The organism is Rhizobacter sp. SG703, from assembly GCF_012275445.1.
Lineage (GTDB): Bacteria > Pseudomonadota > Gammaproteobacteria > Burkholderiales > Burkholderiaceae_C > Rhizobacter.
Map to the genome: position 1 here is coordinate 207,680 of NZ_JAAZQK010000004.1, position 19,493 is coordinate 227,172.

19 protein-coding genes are annotated in these 19,493 nt (G+C 67.3%); 10 read left to right on the top strand and 9 right to left on the bottom strand.

Features of this window, described 5'->3' with window-relative positions; genetic code table 11:
• Positions 1-24 precede the first annotated feature (24 nt).
• Positions 25-429: a DNA mismatch endonuclease Vsr gene (locus FHT26_RS09190; RefSeq protein WP_168559835.1), complete on the bottom strand. Its 405-nt coding sequence runs from the start codon at positions 427-429 to the stop codon at positions 25-27.
• 96 nt (positions 430-525) lie between these two features.
• On the opposite strand from FHT26_RS09190, the gene FHT26_RS09195 reads away from it, so the two are divergent.
• Complete coding sequence (locus FHT26_RS09195) at positions 526-1,326, top strand: endonuclease NucS domain-containing protein (RefSeq protein WP_168559836.1); 801 nt, start codon at positions 526-528, stop codon at positions 1,324-1,326.
• A gap of 166 nt (positions 1,327-1,492) precedes the next feature.
• On the opposite strand, the gene FHT26_RS09200 is transcribed toward FHT26_RS09195, so the two are convergent.
• Positions 1,493-3,193: a hypothetical protein gene (locus FHT26_RS09200; RefSeq protein WP_168559837.1), complete on the bottom strand. Its 1,701-nt coding sequence runs from the start codon at positions 3,191-3,193 to the stop codon at positions 1,493-1,495.
• Positions 3,194-3,563: 370 nt separating this feature from the next.
• Here FHT26_RS09200 and FHT26_RS09205 point away from each other — a divergent pair, with 370 nt between their 5' ends.
• The 8 genes from FHT26_RS09205 (at position 3,564) to FHT26_RS09240 (ending at position 12,761) form a co-directional block, all read left to right on the top strand.
• Entirely contained in the window at positions 3,564-5,618 is a 2,055-nt protein-coding gene (locus FHT26_RS09205) for a hypothetical protein (protein ID WP_168559838.1), read from the top strand.
• Between the two features lie 821 nt (positions 5,619-6,439).
• On the top strand, positions 6,440-8,167 hold the full coding sequence (gene pilB / locus FHT26_RS09210; protein WP_168560121.1) for a type IV-A pilus assembly ATPase PilB: 1,728 nt from the start codon (positions 6,440-6,442) through the stop codon (positions 8,165-8,167).
• A 76-nt stretch (positions 8,168-8,243) separates the two neighbouring features.
• A complete protein-coding gene (locus tag FHT26_RS09215; protein ID WP_168559839.1) occupies positions 8,244-9,467 on the top strand; it encodes a type II secretion system F family protein in 1,224 nt (407 codons plus the stop codon).
• 9 nt (positions 9,468-9,476) lie between these two features.
• Positions 9,477-10,328 (top strand): prepilin peptidase, encoded by an 852-nt coding sequence (locus FHT26_RS09220; protein ID WP_168559840.1) that lies wholly within the window; start codon positions 9,477-9,479, stop codon positions 10,326-10,328.
• Between the two features lie 16 nt (positions 10,329-10,344).
• Positions 10,345-10,947 (top strand): dephospho-CoA kinase, encoded by a 603-nt coding sequence (gene coaE, locus FHT26_RS09225; RefSeq protein WP_168559841.1) that lies wholly within the window; start codon positions 10,345-10,347, stop codon positions 10,945-10,947.
• Between the two features lie 64 nt (positions 10,948-11,011).
• The gene (gene zapD, locus FHT26_RS09230; protein WP_056817127.1) at positions 11,012-11,770 is read left to right on the top strand and encodes a cell division protein ZapD; all 759 of its coding nucleotides are present in this window, start codon (positions 11,012-11,014) and stop codon (positions 11,768-11,770) included.
• Positions 11,767-11,973: a DNA gyrase inhibitor YacG gene (locus FHT26_RS09235; RefSeq protein ID WP_168559842.1), complete on the top strand. Its 207-nt coding sequence runs from the start codon at positions 11,767-11,769 to the stop codon at positions 11,971-11,973. Before zapD ends, FHT26_RS09235 begins: the two co-directional genes overlap by 4 nt.
• 89 nt (positions 11,974-12,062) lie before the next feature.
• On the top strand, positions 12,063-12,761 hold the full coding sequence (locus tag FHT26_RS09240) for a hypothetical protein (protein ID WP_168559843.1): 699 nt from the start codon (positions 12,063-12,065) through the stop codon (positions 12,759-12,761).
• Positions 12,762-12,774: 13 nt separating this feature from the next.
• Here the strand turns inward: FHT26_RS09240 and FHT26_RS09245 are convergent, their stop codons facing one another.
• Positions 12,775-13,350: a TetR/AcrR family transcriptional regulator gene (locus FHT26_RS09245; protein ID WP_168559844.1), complete on the bottom strand. Its 576-nt coding sequence runs from the start codon at positions 13,348-13,350 to the stop codon at positions 12,775-12,777.
• 92 nt (positions 13,351-13,442) lie between these two features.
• Here FHT26_RS09245 and FHT26_RS09250 point away from each other — a divergent pair, with 92 nt between their 5' ends.
• Positions 13,443-14,657: an MFS transporter gene (locus tag FHT26_RS09250; RefSeq protein WP_168559845.1), complete on the top strand. Its 1,215-nt coding sequence runs from the start codon at positions 13,443-13,445 to the stop codon at positions 14,655-14,657.
• A 4-nt stretch (positions 14,658-14,661) separates the two neighbouring features.
• Here the strand turns inward: FHT26_RS09250 and soxA are convergent, their stop codons facing one another.
• From soxA to FHT26_RS09280, 6 genes are read right to left on the bottom strand one after another with little or no spacing between them, the layout of a single operon-like run.
• On the bottom strand, positions 14,662-15,417 hold the full coding sequence (gene soxA, locus FHT26_RS09255) for a sulfur oxidation c-type cytochrome SoxA (RefSeq protein ID WP_168559846.1): 756 nt from the start codon (positions 15,415-15,417) through the stop codon (positions 14,662-14,664).
• A 7-nt stretch (positions 15,418-15,424) separates the two neighbouring features.
• A complete protein-coding gene (locus FHT26_RS09260; protein ID WP_168559847.1) occupies positions 15,425-15,745 on the bottom strand; it encodes a thiosulfate oxidation carrier complex protein SoxZ in 321 nt (106 codons plus the stop codon).
• Between the two features lie 7 nt (positions 15,746-15,752).
• Complete coding sequence (locus FHT26_RS09265; protein ID WP_168559848.1) at positions 15,753-16,190, bottom strand: SoxY-related AACIE arm protein; 438 nt, start codon at positions 16,188-16,190, stop codon at positions 15,753-15,755.
• Positions 16,191-16,198: 8 nt separating this feature from the next.
• A complete protein-coding gene (soxX, locus tag FHT26_RS09270; protein ID WP_168559849.1) occupies positions 16,199-16,621 on the bottom strand; it encodes a sulfur oxidation c-type cytochrome SoxX in 423 nt (140 codons plus the stop codon).
• Positions 16,621-18,846 (bottom strand): xanthine dehydrogenase family protein molybdopterin-binding subunit, encoded by a 2,226-nt coding sequence (locus tag FHT26_RS09275; protein WP_168559850.1) that lies wholly within the window; start codon positions 18,844-18,846, stop codon positions 16,621-16,623. The genes soxX and FHT26_RS09275 overlap by 1 nt, the downstream gene beginning before the upstream one ends.
• A gap of 59 nt (positions 18,847-18,905) precedes the next feature.
• Positions 18,906-19,409 carry a (2Fe-2S)-binding protein gene (locus FHT26_RS09280; RefSeq protein WP_168559851.1) on the bottom strand — a complete coding sequence of 168 codons (504 nt, stop codon included), beginning with the start codon at positions 19,407-19,409 and terminating at the stop codon, positions 18,906-18,908.
• Between the last annotated feature and the right edge of the window lie 84 nt (positions 19,410-19,493).

Consider the following 19,493-nt stretch of genomic DNA (forward strand, 5'->3'; position numbering starts at 1 on the left):
GGGCATCGGTGAGGCGGTCGGAAGTTAGCTCATCATGAACCGCTGCAGCAACTTCTCCAGGTGCACGTTGGCTCTGACGTCGCACTCCCACACTTCGAGCACTATCCAGCCGCGCTCTTGCAGGGCCTCGATGTTCCGCGCGTCGCGGGCCTTGTTCCCTGCAATCTTCTGCTCCCAGTAACCCGAGTTGGATTTCGGTTTCGAAGCAAGCCGGCAGGTATGGCCGTGCCAGAAGCAGCCCTGGACCAAGACAATTTTGCGGTGCCTTGGCAAGACGATATCCGGCTTGCCTGGCAAGTCCTTCCTGTGCAGTCGGAAGCGGTAGCCCAGCCGGTGCAGAATCGAGCGCACTACCAGCTCCGGCCCAGTGTCCTTTGACCGGATTCGGCCCATGACCTTGCTGCGTTGGTCCGGTGATATGGTGTCCACAGGCCTTCTCAGGTAACTGCTTGGCTGTGCAGAGTTTCGGACTATTGGGGCGGAAGGTGGAGGCCCGCGCGCCGCGGATTTTCACGGGGAGGGACCATGGCGAGGACCATCTACGACAAGCCGACAAGGGCGTTGCTGAAGGACATGCTGTCAGACCTGGGCCTGAAACCCGGCCAGGTCTTCACGACAGCGCGCGCCATCCAGTGGTTCCAGGAGCACTACCCGAAGCTGAAGCCGGGCAGCATCCGCGCCCACCTTGTTCAGGCCTCCACCAACGACCGGAGCCGTCTCCACCACCCGGCGACGAACGAGACCGACGACTTGCTGTTCAAGGTGGGCTCAGGGCAGTTCCGCCTCTACGAGCCCGGCAAGGACCCGGCGCCGATTCACGAGCTGGTCGATGGTGATGTCGCCCGCCAGGAGCAGCTTGGCGAAGAGGACGATGACGACGTCAGCCCTGTCGCCCGCGAAGCGCAGCCGGGCTCGACGCAGTTTGCTCTCGAGCAGGACCTGCAGCGTTACCTGGCCGACAACCTGCATATCATCGAGCCAGGCTTGACCCTCTTCGAGGACGAGGACATCAAGGGTTTCGAGTACCCGGCCGGCGGCGGCCGGCGCATCGACATCCTGGCGGTCGACAAGGCGGGCGGCTTCGTGGTGCTCGAGCTCAAGGTTGAGAAGGGCTACGACAGAGTCGTTGGCCAGCTGCTGCGCTACGTCAACTGGGTCCGCAAGGAACTGGCCGAGCCCGGCCAGCGCGTGCGTGGCATCATCGTCTGCCGGACGATGTCCGAAGACCTGCGCCTAGCGTGCGCAAGCATCCCCGACATCGAGCTGCTCGAGTATCAGCTCTCGGTGACCGTCTCGCGGGTGCCGGTGCTCGAACTGCCAAAGTGAGGCGCCGACGAACGAAAGAAGCACCGACGCCACGGGCCAGTGCAACTTGCAAGTGCCGAGGCGCTCTGGACCCCTTTTTCGGCGGGCCGGAAGAGTTCACCGGCCTCGCGTCGTCGTGGTGGAACCGGAGTTCGACGTGGAAGGCTATTCAGTTTGACCGGGGCTCTCAAGCGGAGAGTTCGACCAGCAGTTCTCGATAGGAGCCGGCCTGCAGGTCCAGTTGCATGCCTTCGTATGCCAGCGTTTGTCGGTCGAAAAACTCCTTGGGGCCGCTTAGTGTCGGCGAGTCGCGCAGCGCCTTCAGAAGTGCCATCAGCGCTGTCTTCAGGTAATACTCCAAATTCGCGCACAACAGAGCGGCGCTGGCCGAGCGCTCTGCGCTATGCACGATGTCGCAGCGTGCGCGCCAGAGGCGCTGAAGCTGCCATCGAAGCTTCTGCTCGTGGGCCGCGTTGCGCGCATGAAGCTTCTTGGCGTCAGCGATTGCGGCGAAGAACTGGGACAAGTGCCATGTGCAAAATTCTTGACCCGACACTGCGGCCAAGAGCTGTGATTGCACATGTGGCTTTTGCAGCTGTAGAAGAAGCTTGTCCAGTGACAGCGCCTTCAGCTCGATTGGGCTGCCATCAGTTTCCGTGACCATGGCTCCAGCCTCAATGAGCGCCGCTCGATAGGCAAGCAGGTGCTTCGCGATATATGACCGGCACAACACTGGTGCGAGATGGTCCTCCACTGATTTTCCGATGCCACCCGATTGGTTTGCGGTGCCGCGCACCAGGTACTCAAGGGCTGTCCACCAGTTGACGAGCTTGTTCTCAAGGACCGGCGTATCGAGTCCAGTTCGATAAAGGCGGAAGGCGGACATCACCCGGTCGCGTCCTTCGGCAGAGAAGCGAGCTCCATGCAGGACTAACTCATCCACGCTCTTCACGAAGGACGCGAGACCGTCAACGTCCATGGCAGTGCTTGGATTCGGTACCACTGCGGGTAGAGAGTACACGCGAGGGTCACGAGCTGGCTTTGTCGGGATGCGGAAGGCGAACGCGTCAGGCATGGTGACGCGCTCTCGCTCATACTCAAATCGAACCAGATTGAGGATGTCGTTCAGCTTCTCTGCTGCCTCCGCTCCGGCCGCCCGAGGGTCCTGAGCCTTAACAGTAATCGACGCAAAGAGCCGGCGCTTGGCCTGAGACAGGTAGCGCATTGCCAGTTGGCCACGGTGATTTGTGTTTGCCGCGTTCGCGAGAAAGGGCGGTACGACTCCGAACTCGAAGCCTCCAATCGAAGCTGGAAACGATGCTGGTTGAGTGACGTTGTCTAGCGCAAGCACGATATGGTGTTCAACCGCCACCTGAGTCAGGAGTGCCGTCAACAAGCCATATCGGTTCTGGAACTGATAGCCCGCTTTCGGAGCGCGCGGTACGAGCACCTCGCTATACAAGGAGTACAAGGATTCGAGACTGACGCGTTTGTAGATGAGGCTGCTGAGGAGGTTGCAGCACATCACGTGAAGCTCTGAGAATGCCGAATCAAGGCTCTCGCCCGCGGTTGGGTCGGGCTCCTGCAGACGGGCCGCGAGCGCGTTGATGGCTGCAGGGATGTACTGCTCGTTCAGCTGTGCGACTAGCTCTGCGACGAAGTAGCCCAATAGGGAGATACCACGCCCTTCCTCCTTAGATGTCGCCAGCAGCCCCTTGTCATCGGTCAGCTTTAGAACACGTTTGGTGACGGCCTCAAATGGTGGGGAATGCAACACCGGGTCGTTGCTGAGTATCCGGTGGGCTTCGTTTCTGACGGCCTTTCTCTCGTCTGGCTTTCCAAGCTCATAGATGCGCAGCAACTCGGGCAAGACGTTGAGCGGGTTCATCGCAGGGGCGCGATGTGAGTCCAACGAATGCTGATGCACAAGGTTGAACCAACAGCCCGCGAAGAAAAGTTGGCGTCTTGTCAGGCCCAGTGAGAGCGCATGCTTGTCCAACTTCATCGAGCCCCCCCATCGTGATGTTCTTCCTCACATTGTCAACGTGGTTGCCGGCGTTCTGCTACAGTGTTGGCACTGGGCTGTGAGGCCCAACCAAAAATGAACGGGGCAAGGGCTCCAGGTCTGGGCGAGTTCCCGCTGAAGATTCCACCCCAACTATCCGACGGCCCGCTATCGAGCGGGCCGTTCTCTTTGGCTGGCCTGCATGCACGGCACTGCCGCGCGGTGCCAAGCACCTCATGCGAAACTGGCCCGCATGAGCGGCCCCGCCAACCTCGTCGTCACCCATAGCGTCGGCGCGCGCCAAGCACTGGCCGACCTGGTCATGGCCTGGGCCCGGGACACGGCGACCGGCGAGCCCCGCTACATCCTCGAGCTCGACACCGCCCACCGCGGCGCCAAGTGCGGCTGCGAGTGCCCGAGCTGCGGCAAGCCTCTGACGGCGGTGAATGCCGCAAAGACTGAGTTCCTCCGCCGGCCGCACTTCCGGCACCCGGAGGGCGCGCAGCGCGACGAATGCCTGGTGCTGGCCGCGCGCGCCGCGGCGCTGCGTCAGCTACAGGAAGAGGGCTGGCTCGACCTGCCGCGGCGACGGATGTCCGCCAGGGTCGCCGGCCTCAGCGGCGAGTTCCACGAAGCCTGGGTCGAAGAAGCGCCAGCCCGCCTTCGCATCAATCAGGTCGACTACCGCGACAGGGCGACCGCGGTCATCACGCTTGACGACGGCCGCCAGCTGCGCGTCGAGCTGACCGGCACGCCAGGCAACCCGGACCAGCTCACGCCTGACGGCCAGCCTGTCCCCACCATCTACCTGGCCATCGACGACCCGTGGCTCGCTGCTCTTGAGCCGGAGGAACTGCGGTGCCGCGCGCGCCTGACGCCCAACGAACTGTGCTGGCACGCCCACTGGAACGACGCCGAGCTGCTGGCCCGGGCCGAAGCAGCCGCTCGCGCCCGCGCGCACTTCTACTTCGACGACATCCCGGATGGACTGGACCTGCCTGAAGGGATGGCCCCGGCTCTGCGCCGGGAGACCGTGCTGCACCACGAGGTGAAGCGCATCCTGGAGGAGGTGGGCCGGCTCACCGTCCCCGAGATTGCCGTCGAGGTCGAGCTGCCCGGAGTGAGCGGGCAAACGCTGCACGGGCGGTGGGTCGAGGAGGAGGAAGAGCTGCGCCTGGAGTGCGTCCAGCTGGAGACCCGCTACGGCCGCCTGGTCCCCGATATCACCTGCGATTCCTTCGACTTCGATGGACAAGCGCGGCACCTGCCACTGCTCATCGAGGTGACGGTGACGAACCACGTCGACGAGGAGCGTCTGGTTCGGATTCAGGCAACCGGCGAGGCGACCCTCGAGATTGACCTGAGCCTTGCCGGTGGCCGGGTGAACCGGGACGAGCTGCGTCGCCTGGTGGTCGAAGAGGTGGCGACTAAGCGCTGGCTCTTCCACCCGGACGTGGAGTGGCAGCGCTCCGCGCTGCTGAGCAAGCTGGCCAAGCAGGTGGTCGATGAGCAGGCCGAGCTGGATGCGCGCGCGAAGTGGCTCGCTGAGCGGCGGGAGCAGGTCCTGGCGACGCCGGTGTCCGACATCGCTGCCGAGTACCTGGACGCCGTGACTCGCATGCTCGACGCCGCCGTCGGGGACCCTGGCGCCGTGCGTGCCTTCCGCGAGCTCGTTGCCGACGCCGCGGACAAGCTAGGGATGCACGGCTACCCGGAAGCGGGCGACGAGAACATGGTCGGCAACGGCGCAATCCTGTCCCGGATGCTCTCCATCATGCTGGGGCGCCCTGTCGGCTACCGCTACGACAACCTCATGGGCGTGCTGAACGCCATCCGGCAGACCAGCGGAGCCAGGCTGTCCACGTTGTCCATCTACTTCATCGCCGCCAGGGCGTACCCGCTGCAGCTAACACCCGAGCAGCGCGCATGGTTCGATAGCTGGGCGGACGAGGTCCGCCAGAGCATCCAGGCGGGCGAGACCACCTATTTGCGCGACCCCGCTTTCGACCGGCTGCTGTCGCTGCTGTTTCCGGAGATGGCAGCCGGCCTCGCCAAGCCGTTCGGCAAGCTCGCGCCTGGTACCGGTGTCCGATGGGAGGAGGAACGCGGGATGTTCGTCCGGCCGCCATTACCTGAACGGCGCAGGGCCGGCTTCATCGACACCCAGCCGCGGTCGGACAGGGCGGGACCGAGGTTGCTGGACACCAAGCCAGGCGACTGGTGGCTGAAGGGGCGTGACCTTGAGGCCTGGAAGCGCGCGAATCCGGAATACGCCCGGGCTTGGTTCCCGGAGTCGAGCGACAGTTAAGTTCCCCTTCGGCCGCTCGTCGGTCGCCGAAGGGGAGCGAAGGACGTCCAGGCTCTGAAGGCTCTCTTGTGGCCGCTCAGCGCGCTTCATGTGAGGCGCATCACAAGAGACCCTGTGCCAACCGTCTCCGAGCCACTCAACGGCTAAATGGGCCGATTTGTGAACGCGCTCACACCAGCACCCCACAATCGACAGCAAAGTGTGAGCCGACTCACATCCGCGAGCACGCGGGCCTCCGGTCTGCCGGCGCCGAAGGTGCTGGAAGCCCGAAGCTGCTCCATGGTGTTGGCCCACCGCGACCGTCGGAAAGCCGGCTGGCGAACCGGAGATGGGAAGGCGCTGAAGGCCCTTCGCGCGTCACGCGGCAGCAGAGGTCTGCGCGCGCCGGTGGCCCTCGCCGGTGCCTTTGCCTTGCCAAACCTTGCCCACGCAAAGTTGGGGTCGCTACACTTCAGCCTGCTCGAAAATTTCTGTACCAATTCTGTGCCACGGACGCCACTTTGAAGGGGGTGGAAAGGGATGGAAACGGACGGAAGTGGTAAGCTAAGTTGTTGATTTTTATAGAGTCCATCAACCCCAGGTAAGACTCCTGGGCCTGCAGGTAGTGATTCGGGACGTAGAGGCCGGAGGTTCGAATCCTCTCACCCCGACCAGTTTTCCCGCAGTCCATCCGCCGTCCTTGCCGTCCTGACGCAATCTGTTGCAAGGCATCAGGCTGCTCGGTGTGACTTCTTGACCGCTCCAGCGCCGGCTTCGGTTTACAGTGCCACGTGGATCGGCGATCATCGTTTGATCGTCGACTAGTCTTTTTTGCACGAAACCTGCCTGTGGACACTCTTGCCGAAGCCCCCCAATCTGCACTCTCCGGCGTTGCGCGGGTCCTGGTGCATGCAGGCAAGCTGAATGCGAAGACCGCTGAAGACCTGGTCAAGACGTCGAAGGACAAGAAGGCCAGCTTCGTTGCCGCGGCCATCGCCGCCGGAGCGGTCTCCCCGTCGGATCTGGCCCATACCCTTGCCACGGCACTCGCGCTGCCGTTGCTCGACCTGAATGCGGTCGATCCGCAGAAGCTGCCGAAGAACGTCATCGACGGCAAGCTGACCGTGCAGTATCAGGTGCTGGTACTCGGCAAGCGCGGCAACCGGCTGTTCATCGGCGGCGCCGACCCGACCGACCAGGAAGCCGCCGAGCGCATCAAGTTCGCGACGCAGCTGTCGCCGGAATGGATCATCGTCGAGCACGACAAGCTCGCGAAGATCCTCGAGGCGAGCAGCACCAGCGCCAGCGAATCCCTCGAGAACATCGTCGGCGGCGAGTTCGAGTTCGACGTCACCGACGAAGACACGACAGCGGCCCCGGAGAGCCAGGAAGTCACGACCGACGTCGAAGACGCCCCGGTGGTGCGCTTCCTGCAGAAGATGCTGATCGACGCGATCAATGCGCGCGCCTCCGACCTGCACTTCGAGCCCTACGAATACCACTACCGCGTGCGCTTCCGCGTCGACGGCGAGTTGCGTGAAATCACGCAGCCGCCGATCGCGATCAAGGAAAAGCTCGCGTCGCGCATCAAGGTCATCTCGCGCCTCGACATCTCCGAGAAGCGCGTGCCGCAAGACGGCCGGATGAAGCTGAAGTTCGGCAACAAGGCGATCGACTTCCGGGTCAGCACATTGCCGACGCTGTTCGGCGAGAAGATCGTGATCCGGATTCTCGACCCGTCCAGCGCCAAGCTCGGCATCGAGGCCCTCGGCTACGAGAAGATCGAAAAGGACCGCCTGCTGAAATGCATCGGCCGCCCCTACGGCATGATCCTCGTCACCGGCCCGACCGGCAGCGGCAAGACCGTGTCTCTCTACACCTGCCTGAACATCCTGAACCAGCCGGGCGTCAACATCTCGACCGTCGAAGATCCCGCGGAAATCAACCTCCCGGGCATCAACCAGGTCAACGTCAACGACAAGGCCGGGCTCACCTTCTCGGCCGCGCTGAAGTCGTTCCTGCGCCAGGATCCTGACGTCATCATGGTCGGCGAAATCCGCGACCTCGAAACCGCCGACATCGCGATCAAGGCAGCGCAGACCGGCCACATGGTGATGTCGACGTTGCACACAAACGACGCTCCCACCACGCTGACCCGCTTGCTGAACATGGGCGTCGCACCGTTCAACATCGCGTCGAGCGTGTTGCTGATCACCGCCCAGCGCCTGGCACGTCGCCTGTGCGAGGTGTGCAAGACACCCGCCGAGTACCCGCGCGAAGCGATGCTGAAGGCCGGCTACGCCGAAAAGGACATCGACGGCAGCTGGAAGCCGTACCGCGCGGTCGGCTGCTCGGCCTGCAGCAACGGCTACAAGGGTCGGGTCGGCATTTACCAAGTGATGCCCATCAGCGAAGAGATTCAGCGCATCATCCTGTCCGAAGGGACGGCGATGGACATCGCGGCACAGGCCCAGAAGGACGGCATCCGCGATCTGCGGCAGTCCGGCCTGATCAAGGTCCGTGCGGGCGCCACGACGCTGGAAGAGGTCATTTCCGTCACCAACGAGTGATGCAATCCGTGCCGCTGGCGGCACGTGTCGAACAACTATTCAACGGGACGAGGACCGGCGTGTCCTCGCAGGCACCATGGCAACTGCAACTGCGTCGAAGAGCAACGTCCGCGAATTCGTCTTCGAGTGGGAAGGCAAGGACAAGAACGGCAAGATCGTCCGCGGCGAGATCCGCGCGGGCGGCGAGGCCGTGGTCAGCGCCAGCCTGCGCCGCCAGGGCATCCTGGTCAGCAAGGTCAAGAAGCGCCGCATGGGCGGTGGCCGCGCGATCAAGCAGAAGGACATCGCGATCTTCACGCGCCAGCTGGCCACGATGATGCGTGCCGGCGTCCCGCTGCTGCAGGCTTTCGACATCGTCGCGCGCGGCAGTGCCAATCCCCGCCTGACCAAGCTGCTCACCGACATCCGCACCGACGTCGAGACGGGTACCAGCCTGTCATCGGCGTTCCGCAAGCATCCGCTGTACTTCGACTCGCTGTACTGCAATCTGGTGGAGGCCGGTGAAGCCGGCGGCATCCTGGAAGCGCTGCTCGAGCGACTGGCCATCTATCAAGAAAAGACGATGGCGATCAAGAACAAGATCAAGTCGGCGCTGATGTACCCGGTGGCCGTGCTGGTCGTGGCTTTCGTCGTGATCGCCGTCATCATGATCTTCGTGATCCCGGCCTTCGAGGAAGTCTTCAAGTCCTTCGGTGCCGATCTTCCCGCGCCGACCCTCGTCGTGATCGCGTTGTCGAAGTTCTTCGTCAGCTACTGGTGGGCGATCTTCGGCTTCCTGGGTGGCGGCATCTACTTCTTCATGGAATCGTGGAAACGCTCCGAGAAGATGCAGAAGGCAATGGACCGGCTGATGCTGAAGGTGCCGGTGTTCGGCGACCTGGTCTACAAGTCGGCCGTTGCCCGCTGGACCCGCACGCTGTCGACCATGTTCGCGGCCGGCGTGCCGCTGGTCGAAGCGCTCGACTCGGTCGGCGGCGCGTCCGGCAATGCGGTCTTCAAGGAAGCCACCGAACAGATCCAGAAGGATGTGTCGACCGGCGCCAGCCTGACGAACTCGATGTCGACCACCGGCATCTTCCCGAGCATGGTCCTGCAGATGTGCGCCATCGGCGAAGAATCCGGCTCGCTCGACGGCATGCTCGGCAAGTCCGCCGAGTTCTTCGAGGACGAGGTCGACGAAGCCGTCAAGGGCCTGTCGAGCCTGATGGAGCCGTTCATCATCGTGATCCTGGGGGTCTTGATCGGCGGCATCGTCGTGTCGATGTACCTGCCCATCTTCAAGATCGGTCAAGTGGTGTGACCGGTCGCGATGGAAAAGGACCTGCTTGACATCTTCCTGACACCCGCTGCACTGGCCGTCGTCGGCCTGTGCATCGGCAGCTTCCTGAACGTCGTGATCCATCGCCTGCCGATGGCGCTGGAGCGTGGCTGGAAAATCGACAGCGCCGAGATGCTCGGCGTCAAGATCGACGTGCCCGAGCCGATCACGCTGTCGAAGCCGCGTTCGCGCTGCCCGTCGTGCGGCCACATGATCACTTGGTACGAGAACATTCCCGTGCTGAGCTGGCTGTGGCTGCGCGGGCGCTGCTCGGCCTGCAAGACACGCATCTCGGCGCGCTACCCGTTCATCGAGATCCTCACCGGCGTGCTGTTCGCTGCGGTCGGCTGGCGCTTCGGCGCGCAGCCGGTGGCCCTGCTGTGGTGCGGCCTGGTGGCGGTGCTGATCGCGCTGGCCGGCATCGACTGGGACACCACGCTGCTGCCCGACAACCTGACGCTGCCGCTGCTGTGGGCCGGGCTCGTGGCCAGCCAGCTCGGCTGGACGATCCCGTTGCCGCAGGCGCTGTGGGGCGCGGTGGCCGGCTACCTGTCCCTGTGGTCCGTCTACTGGCTGTTCAAGCTGACCACCGGCAAGGAGGGCATGGGCTTCGGCGACTTCAAGCTGCTCGCCGCGCTGGGCGCCTGGCTGGGCTGGCAGATGGTGCTGCCGATCGTGCTGGGGGCCTCGGTGCTCGGTGCGGTGGTCGGCATCGGCATGAAGGCGATGAGTTCGCTGCGCGAAGGGCGCTACGTGCCGTTCGGTCCCTTCCTCGCCGGCGGCGGCATCGTCGTGCTGCTCGCGGGCCAGCCCCGCGTGCTTGGCTGGCTCGGCTGGGCCTGAGCCGCCAGACACCCGCATGGCCGCGCTGCGCATCGGCCTGACCGGCGGCATCGGCAGCGGCAAGAGCACGGTCGCCGGCATGCTCGCCGACGTGGGCGCGGCGCTGATCGACACCGATGCCATCGCCCGTTCGCTGGCCGCCCCGGGCGGCGCGGCCATCGATGCGTTGCGCTTGCAATTCGGCGCCGAGGCGATCGATGCCGATGGCGGCCTCGACCGCGCCCGCATGCGTCAGATCGTGTTCGCCGACCCCGCTGCGAAATCGCGGCTCGAAGCCATCCTGCACCCGCTGATCGGCATCGAGACCGATCGCCAGGCCGCCGCGGCCGGCGAGCGCCCGCGGGTCTTCGACGTGCCATTGCTGGTGGAATCCGGGCGCTGGCGTGCTCGGGTCGATCGCGTGCTGGTGGTCGACTGCAGCGCCGCGACGCAGGTGGCCCGCGTCACGCAGCGCTCCGGCTGGGCGGTGGCCGCGGTGCAGGCCGTGATCGACCAGCAGGCCAGCCGCGAAGCGCGCCGCGCGGCCGCCGATGCGGTGATCTTCAACGAGACCCTGAGCTTGGCGGAACTTGCAGCCGAAGTGCACAGTCTGTGGACAAGCTGGATCCGATCGCGCTGAAGCGCCACCCTGTGGAACAATCCGGCGTCACGTTGTCACATTGATCGTCCGGAAAGCCCCCGTTTTGGTCCTGTACGAATACCCGTTCAACGAGAGCATTCGCACGATGCTCCGGCTCGAACACCTGTTCGACCGCCTCGGGCGACTGCTGCCGCGCGACGAAGCTGTCGACCACCACTACGCACTGGCGACGATGTTCGAGATCATCGACGTCGCGTCGCGTGCCGACCTGAAGTCCGACCTGCTGAAGGAGCTCGAGCGCCAGCGCGGGCTGCTGCAGAGCTATCGCGGCAACCCGGCGATCTCCGAAGGCGCGCTGCTCGAGGTGATGGCACGCGTCGACCATGCCTTCAACGGCCTGAACCAGCTGCCCGGCAAGGCCGGCCACGTGCTGACCACCAACGAATGGCTGATGAGCATCCGCAGCCGCATCAGCATCCCGGGCGGCACCTGCGAGTTCGACCTGCCGGCCTACTACGCCTGGCAGCAGCACGACGCCGCGAGCCGGCGCGCCGACCTGTCGGGCTGGATCGCGACGCTGACGCCGCTGGCCGAGGCCCTGAGCGTGCTGCTCGGGCTGCTGCGCGACGCCGGCGTGCCGCACAAGGTCGTCACGCAGGGCGGGCAGTACCAGCAGAGCCTGCCTGCCGGCCGTGTGTACCAGCTGCTGCGGGTGCGCATCGACAACGGCAGCCGGCAGCTCGTGCCCGAGATCAGCGGCCACCGGCTGATGGTGATGGTGCGACTGATGAAGCAGGACGCCGAGGGCCGGCTGAAGCCCGCGGCGGTCGATGCCACCTTCGAACTGACGCTGTGCGCATGAACGCCACCGGCAAGCCCCGTATCGTGCGCTGTCCGACCTGCGGCGGCGACAGCGTCTACGCCAGCGACAACCCGTACCGGCCGTTCTGCAGCGAGCGCTGCAAGAACGTCGACTTCGGCGCCTGGGCCAGCGAGAGCTACCGCGTCGCCGCACCGCCGCCGCCCGGCAGTGGCGCGACGCCGGCTGCGGACGCCGACGACTGATCGAAATCCGCTGCGGCGTGCAAACTGGCGCGCTTTCCCGGCATTGATCGAGCCCACGGCACGGGCAGTTCCCGATTCAATGGGAAGCCATGTGGAAGCGTGTTGTTCTGGCGCTGGGCTTCATCCCGGCAACCTTCACTCCGTTGCACGCCAGCGCCGCGGCGCTGACGCCGCTGGAGACCCGCTGGATGCAGGCGGCCTGGCCGGTGATCACCTACGCGCGGGCGCAAGGCCTGCCGCTGGACATCGTGGCCCAGCCGGTGGCCCAGGGCGGCGAGCCGCCGATCGCGATGGGCTACGTCGACGGCCGCTGCAAGCTGGTGCTGACGATGCGCGGCAACCCCGAGGCGGAGTCCACGCTGGACAAGATCCCTGCCGAACTGCGCGACACCATCGTCGAAGCGATGACGGCCCATGAGCTCGGCCACTGCTGGCGCTACGTGGAAGGGGCGTGGCACACGCCGCCGGTGGCCGGTTTCACCGACGCCCTCGACGCCAGCAACACGCCGCAGGCCGACCTGGAGCGCGACATGCGCGCGACGCGCTGGGAAGAAGGCTTTGCCGACCTGGTCGGGCTCGCGTGGACCCGCACGCAGCATCCCGAGCGCTACCGCGCGGTGCACGACTGGTTCGAGCAGTTCCGCGCCGACCAGCCGCTGCCCGGCGCGCACCACGATACCCGCGCCTGGTTGAAACGCGCGAAGGACCCGGCGGTGTTCGGCGCGGCCGCCACGCCGTTCGAACAGGCCTTGCCGGTCTGGCGCAGCGAGCCCGACGCGGGCCGCTGAGCCGCACCGCGCGTCAGCGCACGGCGCCCCGCGCCAGGCACTCGCCGACCCAGCCCGCCACCGCGTCCGCATCGGCCGGCACCGGTCCCCACAACGCACGGTAGATGATCGGCGCGACGACGACATCCATCGCTCGCTGCACCGGCGGCACCGCCTCGCCGCGGGCCAGGCCACGCTCGAAGATGACCGCGATCTGCGCTGCGGTGAACTGCGCGCACTGGCACGACGCGGTGCCTTCACCATGGGCCTCGGTCGACAGCACGTCCTTCATCATCGCCAGCCCGACCGGTGACGACATCTCCTCGTGGAACTGCTGCGCCCAGGCCAGCAGATCACCGGCCACCGAACCGGTATCGGCCGGCTGCGCATCCGGTTTCATCCGCTCGACCGACACATCGGCCAGCAACTCGCCGAGGTCGCCCCAGCGTCGGTAGATCGTCGACGGCGTGACCTCGGCACGCGCCGCGATCATCGGGACGGTCAGCTCGGCGCGGCCGTGCAGTTCGATCAGTTCACGCGTGGCGCGGTGGACCGCGGCCTGGACGCGGGCGCTGCGGCCGCCCGGCCGCGGGGTGGTTGTTGCAGTCATGAAACCATCCTAACGCAAAGTATTTGCTTTAGTTTGAAGGCGGGTTCAGAATCCGCTAACGCAACTTTTTTGCGTTAACCGAAGGAGCCGACATGACCACCCCTGCAGTCGCCAATGCGCCCCTCGCCCTCCGCGCGCCTGGACTGCGCCTCGGCCCCACGGCCTCGCTGTGGTTGACGGTCTCGCTGGTCGTCAGCTTCCTCGCCGCCTCCAGCGCGCCGTCGCCGCTGTATGCGCTGTACCGTGAGGCCTGGGGCTTCAGCCCGCTGGCGCTGACGGTGATCTTCTCCAGCTACGCGTTCGCGCTGCTCGGCGCACTGCTGGTATTCGGCGCGCTGTCCGACCACCTGGGCCGCCGCACCGTGATCGTCGCGTCGCTGCTGGTCGAATTGCTGTCGATCGTGCTGTTCTGGCGCGCCGAATCCGCCGGCTGGCTGCTCGCGGCGCGCATCGTCCAGGGCTTCGCGACCGGCATCGCAACCAGCGCGCTGAGCGCGACGCTGCTCGACCTGAGCCCGTCGCGCGGCGCGCTGTTCAACAGCGTCGCGCCGATGTTCGGCATGGCCGTGGGCGCGCTTGGCGCCAGTGCGCTGGTGCAGTTCGCGCCGGCGCCGACGCGGCTGGTGTTCGACGTGCTGCTGGCCATCCTCGCGCTGCAGACGCTGGCCGCCGCGTTCCTGCCCGACACCGTGACGCGCCGGCCGGGCGTCTGGCAATCGCTGCGGCCGCGCATCGCGATCCCGCCGGCGGCGCGTGCCACGCTGTGGCGCATCCTGCCGCTCAACACCGCCAGCTGGGCGCTCGGCGGCTTCTACCTGTCGCTCGGGCCGACGCTCGCGAAGCTGGTCACCGGCACGCCGGCCCCGCTGACCGGCGGCGCGCTGATCGCGACGCTGGTGCTGGCCGGGGCCGCTGCGATCGGCGCGGTGCGGCTGCGGCCGGCGCGCGCGGTGCTGACCGGCAGCGCGCTGGCGCTGGCGCTCGGCCTGTCGCTGACGCTCGTCGGCGTGCACTCCGGCTCGGGCCTCGCGTTCTTCGGCGGCACGCTGCTGGCCGGCCTCGGTTTCGGTGCCGGCTTCAACGGCGCGGTGCGCAGCCTAGTGCCGCTGGCGGCGCCGCACGAGCGCGCCGGGCTGATGGCGGGCTTCTTCGCACTCAGCTACCTGGCGTTCAGCGTGCCGGCGATCCTCGCGGGCCTGTTCGCCGGGCTGGTCGGGCTGCATGCCACGGCACTCGCCTACGGCAGCCTGCTGGTCGCGATGGCGCTGGCGGCGCTGGTCGCCTCGTGGCGCAGCGCGGCGCGCTGAACCTTCAGGGTCGCACCGCGGGCGACTCCACCGGCATGCCGCGGTCGCGCCACGCGAGGTAGGTCGCGAGCGCAGCGAACTCCGGCGAGTCCGCCGCCAAGGGCTGGGCGCGCACGCCGGTCATGCAGTTGCGGATGCGCCGCAGCAGCGAGCCGACGCCCTGCCACTCCAGCCGGTACAGCGGGTAGCCGTTCGCATGGCCTTGCGGGATCAGGCCGCCGCCGAGCCGCAGTCCGGCCCGCTCGTCGTGGCACTGCGCGCACGACAGGTTCAGTTGGCCGATGCGCGCGCGGTACAACGCCTCGCCCCGCTCGCGCCAGGGCAGCAGGCGCACATCGGCAGGCGGCTCGACCGGCAACCCGCGCGACTGCAACGCGAGATGGCTTTCCAGCGACAGCAGCTCCTGGCTGTCGGGCGCCCAACGCGGCGCGCCCTGGCGCATCTCGCGGCAGCGGTTGATGCGCGTCGCGAGGTCGATCGGCCGCGCCAGCGCCTCGTCGTACGCCGGGTAGCGCGCCGCGACGCCGCGCATCGATGCGCGCGCCTCGCCGTGGCAGCCGGCGCAGGCCGGCACCGACGGCGACGGTGCGCGCGCCCACAGCGCCGCGCCGTCCTGCGCCCACAGCATCGCCGGGTTCTGCGCATCGTCGCGCTGCATCGCCTGCGTCGACGGGCTCATGTCGTCGAAGCCGGAGCGGCGCGCCGGCTGCGCCACCGCGTGCAGCGCGACTGACAGCAACAGCCACAGCAGGTGCCGCATCGCTTGATCAGGTGACGCTCAGCGACACGGTCTCGGTCTGCGCAAAGCCATGGTCGCCTTCCCAGCTGAAGCTCAGCGTGCCGCTCTCGGTGGCGACGGTGAAGAACGCGATGTACGGATTGGCGGCCGTTGCCGCATGCAGATCGGCACTGAACACCAGGTCGCCGTTGTAGCGGCAGCTGAAGCGCGTGATCAGGTTGCGCGGCAGCAGCAGGCCGTCGGCACCCGGCCGGAAACCGGTCTCCATCGGGTGCGCGATCAGCGTGCGCAGCTCGATCACCTCGCCGCGCTTCGCGGTGGCGGGAGCGGTGATCAGCGTGCGGGCCATCGCGTGCTCACTCCAGACAGGCGGCCAGCGTGACCAGCACGTCGACGCCCTGCGACCAGAACGTGCCGTCGCTCAGCCGCGCCACCGCCACCAGCTGCTGCGAGGTCGCGAGCCGGATCCGCGTCGACACCACCGCGCGGCCGGCGCGCGGCCCCAGCGTGAAGCGCGCCACGTCGCGCTGCGGGTTGCGCTCGTTGAACACCGCGATGCCGGTCACGTGATCGGCGGCGGTCATCGGGCTGTCGACGCTGACGGTGATCGGCACGCCGTTGCCGTTCTCGACCAGCGGCGGAATGTCGAACATCACCTTGCCCGGCTTCACCGGCGCACCGGAGGCGTAGTCGGCGATCGCCGATTGCATCTCGAAGCGGGTCGCGCGCGCCGGCCGCACCAGCAGCAGCCCGCCGGCGGCGAGGCCGAACTGCAGCACGACTCGGCGACGCATCGCACTGTTCACTGCAGCGTCACCAGCCACGCGACCACATCCTCGACCTGCTGCGCATCGAGCACCGCCTTGCCCTGCCACGCACTGCCGACGCGTTGCAGCCCGTCGGTCGCGTGGTACGGCGGCATGATGGTCTGCGGGTTCTGCATGCGCGCGTCGACGATGCGCAGCCGCAATTGCGCCGCCGACCAGCGCGCCCCGGCACCGGCCAGGTCGGGCGCGAGATTGCCCTGGAAGCGCTCCTCGGGGATCGGCGCCGGGTGGCACAGCAGGCACAGTCCGGCCTGCCGGCTCGCGACGATCGCCCGGCCGCGCGCCGCATCGCCGGGCGACGCGGTCAGCGGCTGCGGCATCGCGTCGCGCGGCGGGGTCGCCGCACACGCCGCCAGCACCATCGGCAACATCGCCGCGATCGAGCCCATCGTCCGCATCAGGCCTTCTTCAGCGAATGGTTCTTCAGCGGCAGCTCGCGGATGCGCTGCCCGGTCGCCGCGAAGATCGCGTTCAGCACCGCCGGTGCCGCGACCGCGATGGTCGGCTCGCCGACGCCGCCCCAGAAGCCGCCGGACGGCATCACCACCGTCTCGACCTTCGGCATCTCGTCGAGGTGCAGCACCGGGTAGCTGTCGAAATTGGTCTGCTCGATGCGGCCGTCCTTCACGGTGCAGCCGCCGTACAGCGCGGCCGACAGCCCGTAGACGAACGAGCCCTCGACCTGGGCCTCGATCTGCTGCGGGTTGACCGCATGGCCCGGGTCGGTCGCCGCGACGATGCGGTGCACCTTCAGCTTGCCGTCCTTGTCGACCGACACCTCGGCCACCGCCGCGACGTAGCTGCCGAAGCCCATCGTCTGCGCGATCCCGCGGTACACGCCCTTGGCCGCCGGCCGGGTCCAACCGGCGCGCTCGGCCGCGGCGTTCAGCACCGCCAGGTGCTTCGGATGCTGGGCCATCAGCTTGCGCCGGAACGCCAGCGGGTCCTGCTTCGTCGCGTGCGCGAGCTCGTCGATGAAGCACTCGAGGTAGATCGTGTTCTGGTTCAGGTTCACGCCGCGCCAGAAGCCCGGCGGCACATGCGGGTTGCGCATCGCATGGTCGATCAGCAGGTTCGGCACGCTGTAGCCGATCGACGCCTCGGGGCCGGGCGCATTCAGCCCCTGGAACACCACCGGGTCCTTGCCGTCGCGGATGTTCTGCGGGAACACGCCGGCCAGGATCGACTGGCCCGAGATCCGCATGTGCAGCGCGCTCAGGTTGCCGGCCGCATCGAAGCCGGCGCGCAGCTTGCACTGCGTGATCGGGTGGTAGCGGCCGTGCGTCATGTCTTCTTCGCGCGACCAGATCAGCTTGACCGGCGTGCCCGGCATCTCCTTCGCGATCGCGACCGCCTGGTGCACCCAGTCGTGCACCGCGCCGCGCCGGCCGAAGCCGCCGCCGAGCAGCAGCTTGTAGACCTCGCACTGGCCGGCCGGCAGCCCGGACGCCTCGACCGTGGCCGCATGCGCCGCCTCGCCGTTCTGCGTCGGCGTCCAGACCTCGCAGCGCGCCGGCACGCCGTCGGACGCTGGCGTGAATTTCGCCGTCGCGTTCATCGTCTCCATCGTCGCGTGGTTCTGGAACGGGTAGGCGTAGACCGCCTCGACGACGCGCGCGGCCGACGCCAGCGCCGCCCGCGCATCGCCGTTCGAATTGCCGACCGCCGCCTCCGGCGCATCGAGCCCGGCCGCCAGCGTCGCGGCGATCTCGGCGCTGCCGATCTTCGCGTTCGGGCCTTCGTCCCAGACCACCGGCAATGCATCGAGCGCCGACTTCGCGCGCCACCAGGTGTCGGCGACCACCGCCACCGCGCTGTCGCCGACGCGCAGCACCTTCTTCACGCCCGGCTTGCCGGCGATGGCCGCCGCGTCGAAGCTCGCGAGCTTGCCGCCGAACACCGGGCAGTCGCGGATCGCCGCATTCAGCATGCCGGGCAGCTTCAGGTCGGAGCCGTAGACCTGCGAGCCGTCGAGCTTGCCGCGCGTGTCCAGCCGCGCAAGGCGCTTGCCGGCGAGCTTCCAGTCCTTCGGGTCCTTCAGCGCCACGTCGGCAGGCGGCGTCAGCCGGGCAGCGGCCAGCGCGACCTTGCCGTAGGTGGTCTTGCGGCCGCTCGCCGCGTGCGTGATCACGCCCCGGTCGACCTGGCACTGCGCGGCCGGCACCTGCCAGCCGTCGGCGGCCGCCTGCACGAGCATCGTGCGCGCGATCGCGCCGCCCTTGCGCACGTAGTCGTGCGATTCGCGGATGCCGCGGCTGCCGCCGGTCGAGAAGTTGCCCCAGACGCGCTTGCGCGCGAGGCTCTGGCCTGGCGTCGGGTACTCGGTCTTCACGCGCGACCAGTCGCAGTCGAGCTCCTCGGCCACCAGCTGCGCGAGGCCGGTCAGCGAGCCCTGCCCCATCTCCGAGCGGGCGATGCGGATCACGACGGTCTCGTCCGGCTGCACCACCACCCAGGCGTTGATCTCCGGCGTGGCGACGGCCGGCGTGATGCCGGCCGGCGAGGCCTGCGCGGCGGCCTCGTCGGCGAACGGGATGTGGAACGCGACGACCAGCCCGGCCGCCGCCGAACTGGTCAGAAGGCCGCGTCGAGTGATGACAACCCCTGCGCTCGATGAGTACATCGATCGATCCCCCGAGGGGATGCGGGCCGGCTTGGGAGCGGCCCGGCGCTCGGCCCGCTTCATGCCTTGCCTCCATCGATGTGCACGATGTGCAGCCCCGCCTGCTTCGGATCCCCGCCCTGCGCGGCCGCCTTGATCGCCGCGCGCACCCGGTTGTAGGTGCCGCAGCGGCAGATGTTGGTCATCGCGTCGTCGATGTCGGCATCGCTCGGCCGCGGCTTGGCCTTCAACAGCGCCGCGGCGGCCATGATCATCCCGGACTGGCAGTAGCCGCACTGCGGCACGTCGAGCGCGGCCCAGGCCTTCTGGGCCGGGTGCGTGGCGTTGGCCGACAACCCCTCGATCGTCACGATCTTCTCGTCGGGCCCGACCGTCGACACCGGCCGCACGCAGCTGCGCGTCGGCACGCCATCGAGGTGCACGGTGCAGGCGCCGCACTGCGCGATGCCGCAGCCGTACTTGGTGCCGGTCAGTTCCAGCTGCTCGCGCAGCACCCACAGCAGCGGCGTCTCGGGCTCGGCATCGACCTCGCGAACGCTTCCATTGACGTGCAATCGGGGCATCGCTCTCTCCTGGGTTGGCGACGGAGCATCCCTCAGGAGTGCGCCAGGCCGAAACCCCTGCTGGCCAAAGGGGACGAAAACCGT

Excerpts from the sequence above, each read along its gene's own strand:
- FHT26_RS09195 (WP_168559836.1), top strand. The coding sequence starts at position 526 with ATGGCGAGGACCATCTACGACAAGCCGACAAGGGCGTTGCTGAAGGAC.
- FHT26_RS09200 (WP_168559837.1), bottom strand. The coding sequence starts at position 3,193 with ATGAACCCGCTCAACGTCTTGCCCGAGTTGCTGCGCATCTATGAGCTT.
- FHT26_RS09205 (WP_168559838.1), top strand. The coding sequence starts at position 3,564 with ATGAGCGGCCCCGCCAACCTCGTCGTCACCCATAGCGTCGGCGCGCGC.
- FHT26_RS09215 (WP_168559839.1), top strand. The coding sequence starts at position 8,244 with ATGGCAACTGCAACTGCGTCGAAGAGCAACGTCCGCGAATTCGTCTTC.
- FHT26_RS09220 (WP_168559840.1), top strand. The coding sequence starts at position 9,477 with ATGGAAAAGGACCTGCTTGACATCTTCCTGACACCCGCTGCACTGGCC.
- coaE (WP_168559841.1), top strand. The coding sequence starts at position 10,345 with ATGGCCGCGCTGCGCATCGGCCTGACCGGCGGCATCGGCAGCGGCAAG.
- FHT26_RS09235 (WP_168559842.1), top strand. The coding sequence starts at position 11,767 with ATGAACGCCACCGGCAAGCCCCGTATCGTGCGCTGTCCGACCTGCGGC.
- FHT26_RS09240 (WP_168559843.1), top strand. The coding sequence starts at position 12,063 with ATGTGGAAGCGTGTTGTTCTGGCGCTGGGCTTCATCCCGGCAACCTTC.
- FHT26_RS09245 (WP_168559844.1), bottom strand. The coding sequence starts at position 13,350 with ATGACTGCAACAACCACCCCGCGGCCGGGCGGCCGCAGCGCCCGCGTC.
- FHT26_RS09250 (WP_168559845.1), top strand. The coding sequence starts at position 13,443 with ATGACCACCCCTGCAGTCGCCAATGCGCCCCTCGCCCTCCGCGCGCCT.
- soxA (WP_168559846.1), bottom strand. The coding sequence starts at position 15,417 with ATGCGGCACCTGCTGTGGCTGTTGCTGTCAGTCGCGCTGCACGCGGTG.
- FHT26_RS09260 (WP_168559847.1), bottom strand. The coding sequence starts at position 15,745 with ATGGCCCGCACGCTGATCACCGCTCCCGCCACCGCGAAGCGCGGCGAG.
- FHT26_RS09265 (WP_168559848.1), bottom strand. The coding sequence starts at position 16,190 with ATGCGTCGCCGAGTCGTGCTGCAGTTCGGCCTCGCCGCCGGCGGGCTG.
- soxX (WP_168559849.1), bottom strand. The coding sequence starts at position 16,621 with ATGCGGACGATGGGCTCGATCGCGGCGATGTTGCCGATGGTGCTGGCG.
- FHT26_RS09275 (WP_168559850.1), bottom strand. The coding sequence starts at position 18,846 with ATGTACTCATCGAGCGCAGGGGTTGTCATCACTCGACGCGGCCTTCTG.
- FHT26_RS09280 (WP_168559851.1), bottom strand. The coding sequence starts at position 19,409 with ATGCCCCGATTGCACGTCAATGGAAGCGTTCGCGAGGTCGATGCCGAG.